This is a genomic window from Shewanella sp. Shew256 (assembly GCF_002196695.1).
Taxonomy (GTDB): Bacteria; Pseudomonadota; Gammaproteobacteria; order Enterobacterales; family Shewanellaceae; genus Shewanella; species Shewanella mangrovisoli.
The window spans coordinates 37,230-55,358 of sequence record NZ_NAJR01000004.1 but is presented as its reverse complement, the minus strand read 5'-3'; the positions used below and the strand labels follow the sequence as shown (position 1 = coordinate 55,358).

Below are 18,129 nucleotides of genomic sequence, written 5' to 3'. Positions count from 1 at the left end.
GAGTCTGCGTTAGTTGATCGCACAGCTGTCACAATATACATACACATGGTTTGGATCGTTAAAGGCCGCGATGGTCTTTAAGCTGCCCGTCCATTGCGCCAGCATTTGCTCAAGCAGTGTTGAATGGCTGAGAGACGCGGGTAAATAGGCCGACACTGAGGCAAACATTTGCTGCACAAAACGCTGCTCAGGCGTGAGCTCTTGTTCAATTACGCGGGTATCGAATAGGCTTAAATCCGCGAGTTTAGCGGCTTTGGCAACGGCTTGGTCGATATCGCCAAGCTCGTCCACTAAACCTAACTCTAGGGCTTTTTTACCACTCCACACACGGCCTTGGGCGATGCTATCCACTTGTTCTAAGGTCATTTTACGTTCCTTAGCGACCAGTGAAATAAAGTCTAAGTAGCCACGCTCGATATGGCGTTGGATAACCGATTCAATTTGTGGAGAGAGGGTACGAGTTACAGACAATCCCGCCCATTCAGAGGTCGATACACCATCGGTATGAATACCTAAGCTAGCGAGTGAATCTTCGAAAGTGGTGATCATCCCGAAGATCCCGATAGAGCCCGTCAGCGTGGTTGGCGTTGCGAAGATATAATCTGCGCTGGCCGAAATCCAATAGCCGCCGGATGCCGCAAGGCTGCCCATACTCACCACCACAGGTTTACCCGCCGCTTTGAGGGCGAGTAATTCTTGGCGGATTTGCTCTGAGGCAAAGGCGCTGCCGCCAGGGCTGTCGACTCTAAGCACCAGCGCTTTGATATGTTTATCAAATCGTGCCTTGCGTAACAGCTCAGCGGTGCTATCGCCACCGATTTGGCCGGCGGGTTGGCTGCCATTTAAAATGGTGCCGCTGGCAACGATAATGCCGACACTGTCTTGCTCAACAAAGCTTGGCAAAGGCGTCACTAAGGTTAAGTAGTCGTAAAAGCTGACCTGCTTAAAGCTGTCACCTGACTTCTCTTTCCCCAAGCTATCGAGCATGACTTTACGGAACTCTTCATCGGTCGCTAGGGTATCGACCCATTTCATATTGATCGCCATAGTGGCGGAGTCGCCTTCGGCCTTATCGAGTTGCGCGAGGTAGCTTGCCGAGTCGAGCACTAAGGTATTGGCATCGATTTGGCGATTTTCTGCCACTGTTTGAGTGTAGCTCTGCCAAACATCGGCGAGTAGGGCGCTGCTGGCCTCTCTGGCCGCATCCGACATATCGTCACGCATGTAGGGTTCTACTGCCGATTTAAAGGTGCCAACGCGGAAAATGTGTGCCTTGATCTTGAGCTTCTCGAGGGCGGATTTGAAGTATTGGTTATACATACTCAAGCCATCGAGAGAAACACTGCCTTGTGGATTGAGGTAAATAGTATCGGCAAAGCTGGCGAGAAAATATTGGTTTTGCTCGTAATAGTTTCCAATTGCTACCACCTTTTTGCCGCTTTCTTTAAAACGATTCAGGGCATCGCCAATGGATTGTAATTTGCTGATCCCTGCGCGTTTCAGCTCGGCTAAGTCTAAGACTATGGTGCTGATCCTGTTATCGTGCGTCGCGTTATCAATCACATAGATAATATCCGCCAGCAGGATTTCGCCATCGCTGCTGCCGTTATTGCCTTGCTTAAGTGCGGCTTCAATTGGGTCGACCTGCTGTTTTTGATCGACAATGGAACCCGCCAGATTAAGTACCAATGCTGAGTTCTCTTCGACCTGAATATCTTCACTGCTACCAATAGTAATGAGGATGATGGCGAGGAAGCCAAAAAAAATCAGGTTGAGTATGAATTTACGGATCCCGTTGAGGGTGTTCCATATAAATAAACATATTCTCTTGAAAAACGATGGGTTAGCGGACATTAGCCACTCCTTTGCTTATCGAATCTGCCAATGCTAACTGAAAATCCCCTCACTGGCTAAACACAATTGTAAAGGATTTTAACTTTTAACCCCCTAGCAACAGTTGAGCTTACATTTGACTCAAGGTATGCTCATTTAAATCACTTGTTTAAAAAGGATGTTTGAATGTCGTTTCCCCATTTATTAGAACCCTTAGATCTGGGATTCACCCAGCTCAAAAATCGTGTGTTAATGGGCTCCATGCACACGGGTTTAGAAGAAGAAAAGGGCGGATTTGAGAAACTGGCAGCGTTTTATAAAGAGCGCGCGTTAGGCGGCGTCGGTTTAATTGTCACCGGCGGTATCTCACCAAACCTACGTGGCCGCTTGACTCCCCATGCTTGTCAGCTGAGTTTCCCTTGGCAAGTAGGTAAACACCGCATTGTGACTCAAGCGGTGCATGAGTCTGGCGGTAAGATCTGTATGCAAATCCTGCATGCGGGGCGCTATGGTTACCATCCTTTTTCGCAGGCGCCGAGTAGAATCAAGTCGCCTATCACTCCCTTTACACCTTCGGCCATGTCGAGCCGTCAAGTTCGCGCCACCATTAAGGATTACGCCAGTTCTGCCGCCTTAGCGAAAAGAGCGGGGTACGATGGCGTAGAAGTGATGGGCTCTGAAGGCTATTTGATCAACCAATTTATCAGTTCGCGAACCAACACCCGCACCGATGAATGGGGCGGCAGTTTTGAAAAACGTGCGCAATTCCCGATTGAGGTTGTGAATGCGATTCGCGCCAAAGTAGGCAAAGATTTCATTATTATCTTCCGCTTATCCATGCTCGACTTAGTCGATAACGGCTCCACCTGGGACGAAGTAGTGCAATTGGCCAAGTGGCTCGAGCATGCGGGCGTGTCGATTATCAATACTGGGATTGGCTGGCATGAGGCCCGTGTGCCAACGATTGCGACCAGCGTGCCCCGCGGCGCCTTTGCTTGGGTGACTGAAAAACTTAAAAAGTCGGTTTCAGTGCCTTTGATTGCCACAAACCGTATCAATACGCCTGAGATTGGCGAGCAAATCATCGCCTCTGGTCAAGCGGATATGGTGTCTATGGCGCGGCCGTTTTTGGCCGATCCTGAATTTGTGAATAAAGCGGCGGCCAACACGCCAGAGCTTATCAATACCTGTATTGGCTGTAATCAGGCCTGTTTGGATCATACGTTCTCACTCAAACGTGCCACTTGCTTGGTCAACCCTCGCGCCTGTTATGAGACCGAAATTAACTTTTTACCCACCAGCAACAAGAAGCGTATTGCGGTGATGGGCGCGGGCCCTGCGGGGATGGCATTTTCGGTGTATGCGGCGATGCGCGGCCATGAAGTGGTGCTCTTCGAGGCAAAATCCGAGGTGGGTGGGCAGTTTAATCTGGCACGTAAAATCCCAGGAAAAGAAGAGTTTAACGAGACGATTCGTTATTTCCTCAATCAAATCAAACTGCATAAAATCGATTTACGCTTAAATACCCGTTTAGATGCTAAGGTGCTGGAAACCGAAACCTTTGATGAAATCGTTATCGCCTCGGGCGTGGTCCCGCGCGAGTTAAGTTTGCCAGGATTTGATAGCCCCAAAGTGGTGGATTATCAACAGGTACTGACGGGCCAAGCTTCGATTGGCAACAAAGTGGCCCTGATTGGTGCTGGCGGCATCGGGTTTGATATGGCGCATTACCTCTGCGAATCTGAGTCGAGTACGCTCAATCCTGAAAAATGGTTGAAGCAGTGGGGCATTGACAAGCAATATCAGCATGCGGGTGGTTTAGCCGAGCCTGAAGTCGATAATGCCGATCATAGACAAGTCTACTTGCTACAACGTAAAACCTCTAAGATGGGCCAAGGCTTAGGTAAAACCACCGGCTGGATCCACCGTTTAGTGTTAAAACAGCATGATGTGAAGATGAAAACCGGCGTCAACTATGACAAGTTTGACGATGCGGGTCTGCATATACGCGTTGGCGAGCAAACCGAAGTGTTGGCCGTGGATAATGTGATCCTCTGCGCCGGACAAGAATCTAACCGCACCTTAGTCGATGAGATGGAAGCAACGGGGATTCCTGTGCATTTGATTGGCGGTGTCGATGTGGCCGCCGAGCTCGATGCAAAACGCGCCATTCGCCAAGGCGCCGAGCTTGCCATGCGACTCTAGTTGTAAAGCTATTTCACCAATAAAAAGCCTGAGTTTAACTCAGGCTTTTTTGTTGATTGATATGAAGATAAGAGCCTATCTGCATGAGTGGGTCATTTGCTTAGTTGGGTAAATGCCCATAACTGACGACCCGCGTGACTTGCCACTGGTTATTGGTGCGTTGCCAGAGCATTAAAAATTTGGCTTTGCCATCACAACTGCCTGTTTCTAGACTGCAAAATTTATGAATGCCCTCAGTTATCGCGCCAAAGTCTTTGATCGGATAGGCTTGAAAGCTTTCTTCAACCAGTGACCGAGTGTATTTGCCGCAGGCATAGTTTTTAGTGTTGTTGATCATCGATTGTCGGTCCCAAGTGACACCACCATTGTCGTGGTAAAACTCGACTTTCTCTGCAAAGTAACTCTCGTGCAACTTGAGTTGTTGCTCATCGGCACAGTGATTAAATGAATCAAATACCTTGCTATCCATGTCTTTCATCTCGGCAACGAGGTTATCTTCACTCGAAAACGCACTCATTGACACAAGCAGCAAGCTGATTGCAATTAACTTATCCATAGCTCTCCTTGGCATAAACGGGCCACCTAATACAAAGTAAAAGTAAGTCAAAAGCAATAACATAATGATCTTTTGGCAAGCTAACAAGGGCGAGTGGTAAAGCGTTTGGGATGCTGTAAAGATTTGTCTTTTGCTAATCAGTAAGCGTTATACAGGGAAGAGGGTCGTGAATACCCATTTGTTGCAGACGACTCTGTTAATCTTCTACTACTTCTTGCTGTGGCACGGCTTTTAGATTGGCGGTTTTACGCGTCGATGGGGTTTGGGCGCGCCTGTTACCGCAAGAATAGGTCACCATGGCAGCACCTTCGGGGGATAAATCGAGTTCTAAATCTTCGCTAGGAATACAGCAGCAGGGCAGGCATTCGTCGGCATTAAGCTCGGCTAAAGGCTCGGTTAAATAGCTGACGCTGCCGCTAATAATACGGGTCTTGCAAGCGCCGCAAAAACCACTGCGGCACTCAGAGAAAATGGTCACTTTTTTGGCTTCGAGTGCTTGTAACAACGAATTGTGCTGCTCGGTAAACAGCAGCACAGGTTGCCCTTGAAGGCGCACAATGGGCGCCTTGGCAAAGGGGTTGTTTAACAGCAGGTTCGATTTAGCCATAAGCAATCAAATCCCGTTAGAGATCGAAATCGAGGAATTCGTCACTGTCGACGGCCGAATCGATTTGACCGACAAGATAAGATGACACTTCGACTTCCTGTGGCGCCACTTGTACCGCGTCACTCTCTAACCAGTTCTTCATCCAAGGCAGTGGGTTAGACTGCTCGGCATAAGGCAGTGGCAGGTTAACGGACTTCATCCGTTGGTTGGTGATGTACTCAACGTATTGGCAGAGGATTTGCTCATTGAGACCGATCATCGAACCGTCTTTGAACAGGTATTTTGCCCATTCTTTTTCTTGCTCTGCGGCCTTGAGGAACAGGTTGTACGCTTCCTGTTGGCATTCTGCGGCAATCTCAGCCATTTCAGGATCGTCTTTGCCGCCCTGCATAATGGTTAAGATATGCTGGGTGCTGTTTAAGTGCAGCGCTTCATCACGAGCGATAAGACGAATAATTTTCGCGTTACCTTCCATGAGCTTACGCTCAGCAAATGCAAATGAGCAGGCAAAACTGACGTAGAAGCGGATCGCTTCGAGGGCGTTAACTGACATCATACATAGGTACAATGCTTTCTTCAGGGTACGAGTGTTGACTTCAATCGGCTCGCCATCGATCACATGGGTGCCTTCGCCTAACAGGTGGTAAACCTGCGTCAGCTTGATCAAGTGATCGTAGTATTCGGCAATGTCAGTCGCGCGGCGCAGGATCTCTTGATTCACCACGATATCGTCAAAAATCACCGAAGGATCGTTCACGATATTGCGAATAATGTGCGTGTAAGAGCGCGAGTGGATGGTCTCGGAGAATGACCAAGTCTCAATCCAAGTTTCTAATTCGGGCAGCGACACTAAAGGCAGAAACGCCACGTTAGGCGAGCGACCTTGGATAGAATCGAGCAGCGTTTGGTATTTCAGGTTCGAAATAAAAATATGCTTTTCATGATCTGGCAGTGAGTTGTAGTCGATTTTATCGCGGCTCACGTCAACTTCCTCTGGGCGCCAGAAGAAAGACAATTGCTTTTCAATCAGTTTTTCAAACACTTCATATTTTTGTTGGTCATAACGAGCGACGTTAACCGATTGTCCGAAGAACATAGGTTCACGGGTGGCATCGTTGGGTGTTTGGCAAAAAGTAGAGTAGGTCATGGTACGAGTATTCCAATAAGTCGGGATCCCAAAGGGATCCCGCAACCGTTAACATTGAAGATTAGATTTTGCAGGCGCCGCCAGCACAGCCGTCATCTTCTTTCTCTATGTTGGTAATGTCATCGTGTTGATCCGATGCACCATCGCGAGTGTTATGGTAGTACAGCGTTTTTACACCTAACTTATAGGCATTGAGTAAGTCTTTCAGCAGAGTCTGCATCGGAACCTTACGGCCTTCGAAACGCGTTGGGTCATAGTTAGTGTTGGCCGAAATTGCTTGGTCAACGAATTTTTGCATGATACCCACGAGCTGTAAGTAACCTTCGTTGCTTGGCATTTGCCATAGCAGCTCGTAGTTGTATTTCAGCTCATCAAAATCAGGTACCACTTGCTTTAACTGGCCATCTTTACTCGCTTTAACGCTGATCAAACCGCGTGGCGGTTCGATACCGTTAGTCGCGTTTGAGATCTGTGATGAAGTCTCAGACGGCATCAATGCAGACAGGGTCGAGTTACGTAAACCGTGTTGTTTGATGTCTTGGCGCAGTGTTTCCCAGTCTAAATGCAATGGTTCGCTGCAAATCTTATCTAAATCACGTTTGTAGGTATCGATAGGTAAAATACCTTGAGCGTAAGTGGTCTCATTAAATAATGGGCACGCACCTTTCTCTTTCGCCAGATTCATTGACGCCTTGAGCAGATAGAACTGAATCGCTTCAAAGGTCTTGTGAGTCAGGTTGTTCGCGCTACCATCGGAGTACTTCATGCCATTCTTCGCTAAGTAGTTAGCGAAGTTGATAACACCAATACCTAAGGTACGACGGTTCATCGATGAAATTTCGGCCGCTTTGATTGGATAATCTTGGTAATCCAGTAGGTTATCCAGTGCACGTACCGCTAAATCGGCTAATGGCTCAAGCTCGGCTAAGTTTTTGATCGCACCTAAGTTTAATGCTGACAGTGTACAGAGCGCGATTTCACCGTTTGGATCGTCAATGTTGTTCAACGGCTTAGTCGGCAGCGCGATTTCAAGACAAAGGTTAGATTGTCTGATCGGAGCGACTTTCGAGTCGAACGGACTGTGGGTATTACAGTGGTCAACGTTTTGGATGTAGATACGGCCCGTTGAAGCACGCTCTTGCATCATCAATGAGAACAGTTCGACCGCTTTCAATGTCTTCTTACGAATGCTGCTGTCTTGCTCATATTGCAGGTACAGACGTTCGAATTCGTCTTGATCTTCGAAGAAGGCATCGTAAAGACCTGGTACGTCCGATGGGCTGAACAGGCTAATGTTTTCGCCTTTGATCAGACGTTGGTACATCAGCTTGTTGAGCTGCACGCCGTAGTCTAAGTGGCGAATACGGTTATCTTCAACACCGCGGTTGTTTTTCAGTACCAGCAGAGACTCCACTTCTAAGTGCCAAATAGGGTAGAAGAGGGTCGCAGCACCACCACGAACGCCGCCTTGCGAGCAAGATTTTACCGCCGTTTGGAAATACTTGTAGAAAGGTAAGCAACCGGTGTGGAAGGCTTCGCCGCCACGGATTGGACTACCTAATGCACGGATACGACCGGCGTTGATACCGATACCCGCGCGTTGGCTGACATACTTCACGATAGAAGAGGCGGTCGCGTTGATGGAATCTAAGCTGTCGCCACATTCAATCAGTACACATGAACTGAATTGACGTGTTGGCGTACGCACACCCGCCATGATTGGCGTGGGCAGCGAAATCTTAAAGGTCGATACCGCATCGTAAAAATCTTTAACGTATTGCAGGCGCGTTTCTTTTGGATAACGGGCAAACAAACAGGCCGCCACCAGAATATAGAGGAACTGGGCGCTCTCGTAGATCTCGTGGGTCACACGGTTTTGTACCAGATACTTACCTTCGAGCTGTTTTACCGCCGCGTAGGAGAAGTTCATATCGCGCCAATGGTCGATATAGCTGTCCATGATATCGAGTTCTTCGCGGGTGTAATCCTGCAGAATATGCATATCATACTTGCCTAGCTCGACCAGTTTAGTCACATGGTCGTATAACTTTGGCGGCTCGAACTGACCAAAGGCCTTCTTACGTAAATGGAATACGGCTAAGCGCGCAGCAAGAAACTGATAATCCGGTGATTCTGGGGAAATTAAATCCGCCGCAGATTTGATGATCGTTTCGTGGATAGCTTCGGTTGGGATCCCGTCGAAAAACTGTAAATGCGTGCGAAGTTCAACTTCAGAAACAGAAACGTTTTTTAATCCCTTGGCTGCCCAAGTAATTACGCGGTGTATCTTATCGAGATCGATTGTCTCACGTGCACCACAGCGTTTTGTGACTGTCATATTGCTATTCATTGAAGAGAGGCCTTGGTTCTGATATCTGTTCAGGTGAACTAAGTCACCGTACGTTTCCTTGTAAAACAATCAACCTGAAAACCCTTAATACTGCTGACTATGCAGGAGATAGTCGATTTAACGGGGAACTTCTAGTGTGTCTGATTGCTACCTATACACAAGATATGGTGTTTTAAATAATCTGAGATACAAGATAGTGAGGTTTGCCGCTATTTGCAAGTCTCAATTCAGGGGGTATCTTGTGGATATCTTGAGGATAAAGAAAAGCGTTAGTGATGACTAACCCTGAAGCTCAAATTGAGATTAGCGTGCGACATTGATGACGTTTTTTTGCGCAAATTTCACCGTGTGATCGATCGCTAAAATAAGCAGCGATCGCGATCGCAAGGATTGACCCTTAGCCTAAATTGCATTACCCGCAAATGGGGCAGAATTTCGTCATTAATGGTTCAGTTGAGCAATTAGCACGAGTCAATTCGTAACTGCTATTTCGCTAATGCTTGGCTTAAGGCCGAATGCAAACTCGATGGCGAGGTAAACTGCGCATAGGCAGGCCATGCATCGGGTGTATCGGCCTCACCTAAATATCCCCACAACGCCACACCGCCGAGCATGCCCGCCGCTTGGGCCGCGAGTAAATCCCGCTCTGCATCCCCTAAATAGAGGATGTGCTGTGGCCGGCATTGCAATTGCTGCGCGCCCAATAGCATAGGTGCGGTATGGGGCTTAGGGTGTCGAGTCGAATCGCCACTGATCATCACCGGCATACGCGAGCTGAGCTTCAGCTTATGCAATAGAGGTCGTGTAAAGCGGGCGGGTTTATTGGTGATCACCCCAAATGGCACACGGCATAACTCGAGCCAGTCGAGTAGGGGGGCGATACCATCAAACAACTGGCAATGGTCGCCATTGATCCTTTGATAGTGGGCGAGGAGTCCTTGCTGTACTTGAGTGCGCAGGGCGTCATCCGCACCCGGAATCGCCGCATCGACTAAGGCAAAGCTGCCATGGGAGGCGGCGCTACGCATGTCAGCGAGAGGTTTTGCCGCGATACCGACATCAAACAAACTGAGGTTAAGGGCCTGAACCAGATCCGGCGCGGTATCGGCAAGGGTACCGTCAAGGTCGAATAAGACCCCTTTAACCTCATCTAAGCTCATCTTAATCTACCTTTTGCGTCGCGATCATATAGTTAACATCGACTTTTGGGGTGTACTTAAAGATCCCCGTCAGTGGATTGTAGGTGATCCCAAGTGCATCTTTACAGAGAAGTTCGGTGTTATCGACTAAGGCCATGAGTTCCGATGGCTTGATGAACTTATTATGGTCATGGGTGCCAATGGGCAGCATCTTTAATAGGTACTCGGCGCCGATAATGGTCTCGACGAAAGACTTAATATTACGGTTGATGGTTGAGAAAAACACAAAACCGCCGGGTTTAACCATATCGCAGCAGGCTTGAATCACCGATTGTGGATCAGGCACATGCTCGAGCATCTCCATGCAGGTCACCACATCATAGTATTCGCGGTGTTCTTCCCTATGGGCCTCGGCGGTGTTTTTGACATAGTTGATGCTCACGCCTGTTTCCAGTGCATGTAAGCGCGCGACTTCTAAAGGTTCTTCACCCATATCTAGGCCGTGAACGATCGCGCCGATGCGCGCCATGCTTTCGGATAAAATGCCACCGCCGCAGCCGACGTCGAGCACTTTCTTACCAAAAATCCCGCCTGCCGTTTGATCGATATAGTTAAGGCGCAGGGGATTTAATAGATGCAGCGGCTTAAACTCGCCGTTGAGATCCCACCAAGTTTCGGCCATACGTTCAAACTTTGCGATTTCCTGCGGGTCTACGTTGGTATTCTGTTGCATGCTATTACCTATTACGGCTGTCATTGTGCGGCTATTATAACGACAATGGGGGATAAACACAGTATTGGCTGATCCTAAGTCTTTGTGGTTGAGTGAAATTTCAGCAATTATCATTAATTCTTAAACACTTTGTGAAGCTGAGCGGTTTTTCTGCTCGGATATTAATCAAGTCTTGGCCTCAATTTCGCCATTAACAACGGATTTTATCGGGTTTAAAAGGGCAAATTGACAGTGTTTTCATCTATTAAGCCACATCCTTCGCAATTCACGTAGGATAGGTCTGGCGACATTAAATAACTGTGTTAGAATGCCAAATCACGTTTTTGGGCCGCTCAATGATACGGATTATACGTTGTCGGCTAATTTTCAGGGGAACGAGCAGTTTATGACTGATCTGGCATCATCTATTTCGCCAATTAATATCGAAGACGAACTAAAGAATTCGTACCTTGATTACGCCATGAGCGTCATCGTGGGACGTGCATTACCAGACGTGCGTGATGGCCTTAAGCCTGTGCATCGCCGCGTGCTGTTTGCCATGAGTGAATTGAAGAACGATTGGAACAAGCCGTACAAAAAGTCTGCCCGTGTGGTTGGTGACGTGATCGGTAAATATCACCCCCATGGTGATTCGGCGGTTTACGATACTATCGTACGTATGGCTCAGCCTTTCTCTCTGCGTTATACCTTAGTCGACGGTCAAGGAAACTTCGGTTCGGTTGACGGTGACTCCGCAGCGGCAATGCGTTATACCGAAATCCGTATGGACAAGTTAGCGCACCAGCTCCTCGCCGATCTTGAAAAAGAAACCGTTGACTATGTGCCCAACTACGATGGCACAGAACAAATTCCCGCTGTATTACCGACACGTGTCCCTAACCTGTTAATCAACGGTTCATCGGGTATTGCGGTAGGTATGGCGACAAACATTCCGCCTCACAACTTAACCGAAGTGGTCAAAGGCTGTTTAGCGCTGATCGCCGATCCTGCGCTGTCTATCGAACAGTTAATGGAACATATTCCAGGCCCTGACTTCCCAACGGCTGCGATTATCAACGGCCGTAAAGGCATTATCGATGCGTATAAGACGGGCCGCGGCCGCGCAGTGATGCGCGCACTGGCTGAAGTCGAAACCGAAGATAACGGCCGTGAACGCATTATCGTTACCGAAATCCCTTATCAGGTGAACAAGGCGAAACTCATCGAGAAAATCGCTGAGTTAGTGAAAGATAAGAAGATTGAAGGCATCAGCGGCCTGCGCGACGAGTCTGACAAAGACGGTATGCGCATCGTTATCGAAATCAAACGCGGTGAAGTAGGCGAAGTTGTCCTGAACAACCTCTATGCCCAGACACAAATGCAATGTTCTTTTGGTATCAACATGGTGGCCTTGACCAATGGTCAGCCTAAGTTGTTCAACCTAAAAGAAATGCTCGAATGCTTTATCCTGCACCGCCGTGAAGTGGTGACTCGTCGTACCGTATTCGAACTGCGTAAGGCCCGTGAACGTGCCCATATCCTTGAGGCATTAGCGGTCGCACTCGCCAATATCGATCCGATTATTGCGCTGATCAAAGCGTCGCCAACGCCAGCTGATGCTAAAGTCAAACTGGTTGAGCAGGGCTGGGCACTTGGTCATGTGCAGGGCATGCTTGAAAAAGCGGGTGACGATGCGGCGCGTCCTGAATGGTTAGAGCCAGAATTCGGCATCCGTGATGGCTTATATTACCTGACCGAGCAACAGGCTCAGGCGATCCTTGAGCTGCGCTTACACCGTTTAACTGGTCTTGAGCACGATAAGATCATCGCCGAATACGAAGAGTTGCTTGAATTCATCGCGGGTCTGCTGTTTATTCTGCGAAGCCCAGAGCGTTTGATGGAAGTGATCAAAGAAGAGCTAGAAGAAATTCTGGCTGAATACGGTGATGCCCGCCGTACTGTCATCAACGCCAACGAAATTGATATGAGTCTTGAAGACTTAATCAACGAAGAAGACGTGGTTGTGACCCTGTCACACTTAGGTTACGCCAAGTACCAACCGCTGAGCGATTACCAAGCCCAGCGCCGTGGTGGTAAGGGTAAAGCTGCTACTAAGGTGAAAGACGAAGATTTCGTTGAAAAACTGCTGGTTGCCAACACCCACGATACCATTCTGTGCTTCTCAGACTTCGGTAAGATGTACTGGCTCAAGGTCTATCAATTACCGCTGGCAAGCCGCACATCGCGCGGGCGTCCGATTGTTAACTTACTGCCGCTGTCCGATGGAGAACGCATTACGGCGATTCTGCCGGTGCGTGAATACGCAGAAGATAAGTACATCATCATGGCGACCTCTAACGGTACCGTGAAGAAAACTGCGCTGACGGCTTACAGCAACCCACGTGCTAACGGCATTATCGCCGTGAACCTGAAAGACGGTGACCAACTGATCGGTGTCGATATCACCAATGGTGATGATGAGATCATGTTGTTCTCGAACGAAGGTAAAGTGGTTCGCTTTAAAGAAGGCGAAGAAGTCGCCGTACTCGATGAAAACGGCAACCCAGTGCTGGACGAAGAAGGCAACCCACAAATCAACTTCAAGGGCGTGCGTCCAATGGGCCGTGGCGCGACCGGTGTTCGCGGTATCAAGCTTGAAGAAGGTCAAAGAGTGGTGTCTCTTATCGTACCTAAGGGCGATGGCGCTATCTTAACCGTGACCGAAAACGGTTACGGTAAACGTACCGAACTGTCTGAATACCCATCGAAGAGCCGCGCGACCAAAGGTGTGGTATCGATCAAGGTGAGCGAGCGTAACGGTGCAGTGGTTGGCGCGGTACAAGTTGGCGGCAATGACGAAATCATGCTGATCAGCGACAAAGGTACCTTAGTCCGTACGCCAGCGAACGGTGTGTCTATCATCGGCCGTAACACCCAAGGTGTGACCATTATCCGTACCGCAAGTGACGAGAAAGTGGTTGGTCTGCAACGTATCGATGAGATCCAAGGCGACGAAGATGAAGTCGAATTGGATGAAAACGGTATGCCAATCGTTCCAGTTGTCGCTGAAGGTGACTCTGTTCAAGAAGAGCCTTTAGAAGATGAACTGGAAGAAGAATTAGACGAAGACGAAGAGCTTGACGACGAGCAAGACGAAGACTAATTCGAGAGTATGAAAACGAGCGTCCAATTGGACGCTCGTTTTTTTCATGGCAACGTTTTATTTTATGAATTCTAATATCATGGTTTGTAAATAAGGAGAGTGGCAGTGAGCGCGATTTATAATTTCTGTGCAGGTCCTGCGATGTTACCCGCAGCGGTAATGAAAAAAGCACAACAGGAATTACTCGATTGGAATGGGCTAGGTGTCTCCGTGATGGAAGTCAGCCACAGAGGTAAGGAATTTATCGCGCTGACCAAGCAAGCTGAGGCGGATTTACGCGAGCTGATGCATATTCCACAGAACTATCATGTGCTGTTTATGCACGGCGGTGGACGCGGTCAGTTCTCTGCCGTTGTGAATAATTTTTTAGGCAACCAAGGCCGTGCCCTGTATTTAGTCAGTGGTCAATGGTCTTCTGCGGCATTAGCCGAAGCACAAAAGCTGGCGGGCGATGCGCAAATTGATAGCCTTAATATTGTTGAAAAACATAATGGGCTCAATGCTGTTGTGCTGCCTGAACTGCATAAGATTGATGCCGATTACCGTTATGTGCACTACTGCCCAAATGAGACAGTTGATGGTATCGAAATTTTTGATGAGTTAGACAGTCCATGGCCGATTGTCGCCGACTTATCATCTACCATTATGTCGCGTGAAATCGATGTCAGCCGTTACGGCTTAATCTATGCTGGCGCACAGAAAAACATTGGTCCTTCGGGCTTATCTATTGTGATCGTGCGTGATGATATGCTGAAACTGCCGAGTTTAACCCAATCATCCATTATGGATTACCGTTTAGCCGTCGAGCATGACTCTATGTTCAACACGCCACCAACCTTTGCTTGGTACTTAGCGGCTGAAGTGTTTGCTTGGCTCAGATCCTTAGGTGGTGTGGCCAGTATCGCGAAAATCAATCAGCAAAAAGCGCAAATGCTGTATGCCTGTATCGATGCTAATCCTTTCTATAAGAATGGTGTGGTGGCTGCGAACCGCTCACAAATGAACGTGACTTTCCAACTGGCGGATGAATCCCTTGATGGCGCCTTCTTAAAAGAGGCTGAAGCGGCGGGTCTAGTGGCCTTAAAAGGGCACCGAATCGTCGGTGGCATGCGTGCAAGCCTTTACAATGCAATGCCACTGGAAGGCGTAGCCGCACTGGTGAGCTTTATGAACGAATTTGCGGCAAAGCATAGTTAAGCTTTGTGCATAGAGCTTCCCTTGCTTAACTAGCAGATTGATACCCGTCGAATAAAGTCAGTTTTAACCGCGTAAAGTGAGACAAAAAAACGAATGCCTAGGCATTCGTTTTTTATTGGTTGCATAAACCTATAGGTTGATATGAAAGCGGGTACTTATGTCAAAGCTAGCACTAAGCTATAGCGAAAAGAAAGCTAGGGGACTTAGGCGCTTTCATATCAACAGTCTCGTTATAGTACTTTAGCAATCGACTTAGCTAAGTAATCCACATTGTCTTCGCTAATGCCTGCAATGCTAATACGGCTCGAACCCACCATATAGATGCTGAATTCTTTCTGCAGGCGTGCCACTTGCTCAGGATTAACCCCTAGGAAAGAGAACATGCCTTTTTGGCGAGCGATAAAGCTAAAGTCGCGCTCAACACCATTGGCCTTGAGTTTTTCCACTAAAATCGCGCGGTTACCATTGATGCGGTCGCGCATCACTTTGAGCTCCTCTAACCACTCTTGTTTTAATTCTGCTGAACCGAGAATGGTTTCGACAATTGCCGCGCCGTGGGCTGGCGGCATGGAGTAGAGGCAGCGAACCACGTAAAGCAGCACAGAGTGCGCAATGTTTGCCGTGTTCGCATCCTTTGCAACCACAGAGCATGAACCGATACGCTCACGGTACAGACCAAAGTTTTTCGAGCAAGAGCTACACAGGATCATATTATCGACAGCAGCGGCCATTTTACGCACGCCGTAGGCATCGATATCGACACCATCACCAAAACCTTGGTAAGCCATGTCGATAAGCGGGGTAAAACCTTGCTCCTTGGTGAGGGCAACCACGTTATCCCATTGCTCAGTGGTTAAATCCATCCCGCTCGGGTTATGGCAACAGGCGTGGAACAGCACCACATCGTTCGGACCAACTTGAGCAAGCGCGCTGAGCATCTCATCAAACTTTAACGATTTAGTGTCGTAATCATAGTAAGGGTAGGTTTTAACGGTAATGCCTGCCGCTTCAAACAAGCCTGTGTGGTTCGCCCAGGTGGGATCGCTTACCCACAGTACCGCATTAGGATTGCAGCGTTTAATAAAATCACCTGCAACGCGCAGGGCGCCCGTACCACCAGGAGTGGATACAGTACGAATGCGGTTGGCGATAATCGCGCTGTGATCACTGCCAAAGGCTAATTCTGTTATCAGGGTATTAAACTGAGGCGAACCAGTTGGGCCGATATACACTTTGGTGGTTTCAGTGTCTAAACGGAATTTTTCGGCTTTTTTCACGCAATTAAGGATGGGAGTGTTTCCAGCGGGATCCTTATACACGCCCACACCTAAGTCGACTTTTTGAGGATGTGAGTCTTCACGGTACTGGGTTAATAGGCCGAGGATAGGATCCGCAGGCATTGCGACGAGTGAGTTAAACATGGCTCCATCTACCTTTTTGGTTATATTGCGACAACAGGAATTGCAAAGAATATGCGTGATTTATCGTTTGAAACCTAGAATAGCGTGGATAGATGAAAAATTTAAAGCAAAAACTGTGAACTATGGCCAATTAATCTGGCAAAAAAGCCTGCCAAAAAACGCTTTAGATCACAATTTAACCGCTGATATTTTGTATTTTTGTTATTTTTAGACTGACTTGAGTAATTTTCCGGTTTAAAAAGCCGTTTTTTAGTAAAAAACGGTTGAATCCTGCGTCACTATCGGTAATTTTATAACGACGAAGCACCAACAAGGTCCCCAATCTCCTTTAATTTGTAATCTTAACTTGACGCTATGTAGCGTGAGGTTGCCATTTACCTATTTTCAATCAGCGTGCCGTCGATGGTAACGCCCTAAGAGAAAGAAGATTTATTCATGAAGCAATTACGTCTTGAACCTGTTGTGCAAGTCCGCGGTGAGATCAACATTCCGGGCTCAAAAAGTATTTCTAACCGCGCGTTATTATTAGCGACCTTAGCCAAAGGCACCACCACGCTAACCAATTTGCTCGATTCCGATGATATTCGTCATATGTTGGCGTCTTTAAAGCAGTTGGGCGTCGAATACCGCTTATCGCAAAATAATACTGTCTGTGAACTGACTGGCTTAGGCGGCGTGATTTCATCAGATACCGCGCAAACGCTGTTTTTAGGCAATGCGGGCACTGCTATGCGTCCATTGTGCGCTGCGCTCACCTTAGGCCGTGGCGAATTTACCTTAACCGGCGAGCCGCGCATGGAAGAGCGTCCCATTGGCGATTTGGTCGATGCCTTAAAGCAATTGGGCGCCAATATTGTTTACCTTAAGAATGAAGGATTTCCACCACTGACCATCAATGCAACCGGTCTTAACGGTGGCGATGTGGAAATTGCTGGCGATCTGTCTAGCCAGTTCTTAACCGCGCTGTTAATGGTTGCGCCCCTCGCGAAGGGCAGTGTGAATATTCATGTCAAAGGTGAACTGGTTTCAAAGCCTTATATCGACATTACTTTAGCCCTGATGACGCAGTTTGGCGTTCAGGTGATTAACCATGACTATGCCCGCTTTGAAATCCCAGCCGGGCAGCAGTATGTGTCTCCGGGTAAAGTGTTAGTGGAAGGGGATGCGTCTTCTGCATCTTACTTTTTAGCGGCGGGAGCCATCAAAGGTGGTAAGGTGAAAGTCACGGGTGTTGGCCGTTTAAGCATTCAGGGCGATGTGAAATTTGCCGATGTGCTGGAAAAAATGGGCGCCGATATTGAGTGGGGCGATGATTACATTATTGCCCGTGGAGCACCGTTAACCGCAGTTGATTTAGACATGAATCATATTCCCGATGCGGCGATGACCATTGCCACTGCGGCTTTGTTTGCTAAGGGCACGACCACTATACGCAACATCTATAACTGGCGCATTAAGGAGACCGATCGATTAGCGGCGATGGCCACCGAGCTGCGTAAAGTTGGCGCGTTAGTGGAAGAGGGCCATGATTATATTCAAATCACCCCGCCAGTGGTGCTCAATACCGCAGAGATTGACACTTATAACGATCATCGCATGGCGATGTGCTTCTCCATGCTGGCTTTTGCCGATTGCGGGATCACCATCAATGATCCCGATTGTACCTCGAAAACCTTCCCAGACTATTTTGCCCAATTTGCCAGTCTCAAAGCCTAACCGCTTCCTGTAACAGACTCACTTTGGGTCATATCAAGATGATGAAGCCGCATTTGAGCGGCTTCTAAACTTCATAAAAAATC

13 protein-coding genes are annotated in these 18,129 nt (G+C 48.1%); 5 read left to right on the top strand and 8 right to left on the bottom strand.

The window, feature by feature from the left end; translation table 11 throughout:
- Positions 1-9 precede the first annotated feature (9 nt).
- Positions 10-1,854, bottom strand: coding sequence for a signal peptide peptidase SppA (gene sppA / locus B5P39_RS08410; RefSeq protein WP_088211173.1), 1,845 nt, complete (start codon positions 1,852-1,854; stop codon positions 10-12).
- 165 nt (positions 1,855-2,019) lie between these two features.
- Here sppA and B5P39_RS08405 point away from each other — a divergent pair, with 165 nt between their 5' ends.
- Positions 2,020-4,038, top strand: coding sequence for an oxidoreductase (locus B5P39_RS08405; RefSeq protein WP_088211172.1), 2,019 nt, complete (start codon positions 2,020-2,022; stop codon positions 4,036-4,038).
- A 100-nt stretch (positions 4,039-4,138) separates the two neighbouring features.
- Here the strand turns inward: B5P39_RS08405 and B5P39_RS08400 are convergent, their stop codons facing one another.
- From B5P39_RS08400 to ubiG, 6 genes are all read right to left on the bottom strand, one after another.
- A complete protein-coding gene (locus B5P39_RS08400) occupies positions 4,139-4,594 on the bottom strand; it encodes a nuclear transport factor 2 family protein (RefSeq protein ID WP_254915732.1) in 456 nt (151 codons plus the stop codon).
- A 196-nt stretch (positions 4,595-4,790) separates the two neighbouring features.
- Positions 4,791-5,201, bottom strand: coding sequence for a class I ribonucleotide reductase maintenance protein YfaE (yfaE, locus tag B5P39_RS08395; RefSeq protein ID WP_088211171.1), 411 nt, complete (start codon positions 5,199-5,201; stop codon positions 4,791-4,793).
- 16 nt (positions 5,202-5,217) lie between these two features.
- Positions 5,218-6,348: a class Ia ribonucleoside-diphosphate reductase subunit beta gene (gene nrdB / locus B5P39_RS08390; protein ID WP_088211170.1), complete on the bottom strand. Its 1,131-nt coding sequence runs from the start codon at positions 6,346-6,348 to the stop codon at positions 5,218-5,220.
- Positions 6,349-6,409: 61 nt separating this feature from the next.
- Positions 6,410-8,698: a class 1a ribonucleoside-diphosphate reductase subunit alpha gene (nrdA, locus tag B5P39_RS08385; protein WP_011716964.1), complete on the bottom strand. Its 2,289-nt coding sequence runs from the start codon at positions 8,696-8,698 to the stop codon at positions 6,410-6,412.
- Between the two features lie 485 nt (positions 8,699-9,183).
- Entirely contained in the window at positions 9,184-9,858 is a 675-nt protein-coding gene (locus B5P39_RS08380; protein ID WP_088211169.1) for an HAD family hydrolase, read from the bottom strand.
- 1 nt (position 9,859) lies between these two features.
- Positions 9,860-10,570, bottom strand: a complete 711-nt coding sequence (ubiG, locus tag B5P39_RS08375) for a bifunctional 2-polyprenyl-6-hydroxyphenol methylase/3-demethylubiquinol 3-O-methyltransferase UbiG (RefSeq protein WP_088211168.1) — start codon at positions 10,568-10,570, stop codon at positions 9,860-9,862.
- A 385-nt stretch (positions 10,571-10,955) separates the two neighbouring features.
- Here ubiG and gyrA point away from each other — a divergent pair, with 385 nt between their 5' ends.
- Together gyrA and serC are read left to right on the top strand one after the other, a co-directional pair.
- Positions 10,956-13,712, top strand: a complete 2,757-nt coding sequence (gene gyrA, locus B5P39_RS08370) for a DNA gyrase subunit A (RefSeq protein WP_088211443.1) — start codon at positions 10,956-10,958, stop codon at positions 13,710-13,712.
- A gap of 105 nt (positions 13,713-13,817) precedes the next feature.
- The gene (serC, locus tag B5P39_RS08365) at positions 13,818-14,909 is read left to right on the top strand and encodes a 3-phosphoserine/phosphohydroxythreonine transaminase (protein ID WP_088211167.1); all 1,092 of its coding nucleotides are present in this window, start codon (positions 13,818-13,820) and stop codon (positions 14,907-14,909) included.
- 230 nt (positions 14,910-15,139) lie between these two features.
- On the opposite strand, the gene B5P39_RS08360 is transcribed toward serC, so the two are convergent.
- Positions 15,140-16,330 (bottom strand): amino acid aminotransferase, encoded by a 1,191-nt coding sequence (locus B5P39_RS08360; protein WP_088211166.1) that lies wholly within the window; start codon positions 16,328-16,330, stop codon positions 15,140-15,142.
- On the opposite strand from B5P39_RS08360, the gene B5P39_RS24440 reads away from it, so the two are divergent.
- Both B5P39_RS24440 and aroA read left to right on the top strand, forming a co-directional pair.
- Entirely contained in the window at positions 16,329-16,541 is a 213-nt protein-coding gene (locus B5P39_RS24440) for a hypothetical protein (RefSeq protein WP_133181010.1), read from the top strand. The two genes, B5P39_RS08360 and B5P39_RS24440, sit on opposite strands and share 2 nt — an antisense overlap.
- A gap of 224 nt (positions 16,542-16,765) precedes the next feature.
- Positions 16,766-18,046, top strand: coding sequence for a 3-phosphoshikimate 1-carboxyvinyltransferase (gene aroA, locus B5P39_RS08355; RefSeq protein WP_088211165.1), 1,281 nt, complete (start codon positions 16,766-16,768; stop codon positions 18,044-18,046).
- Positions 18,047-18,129 lie beyond the last annotated feature (83 nt).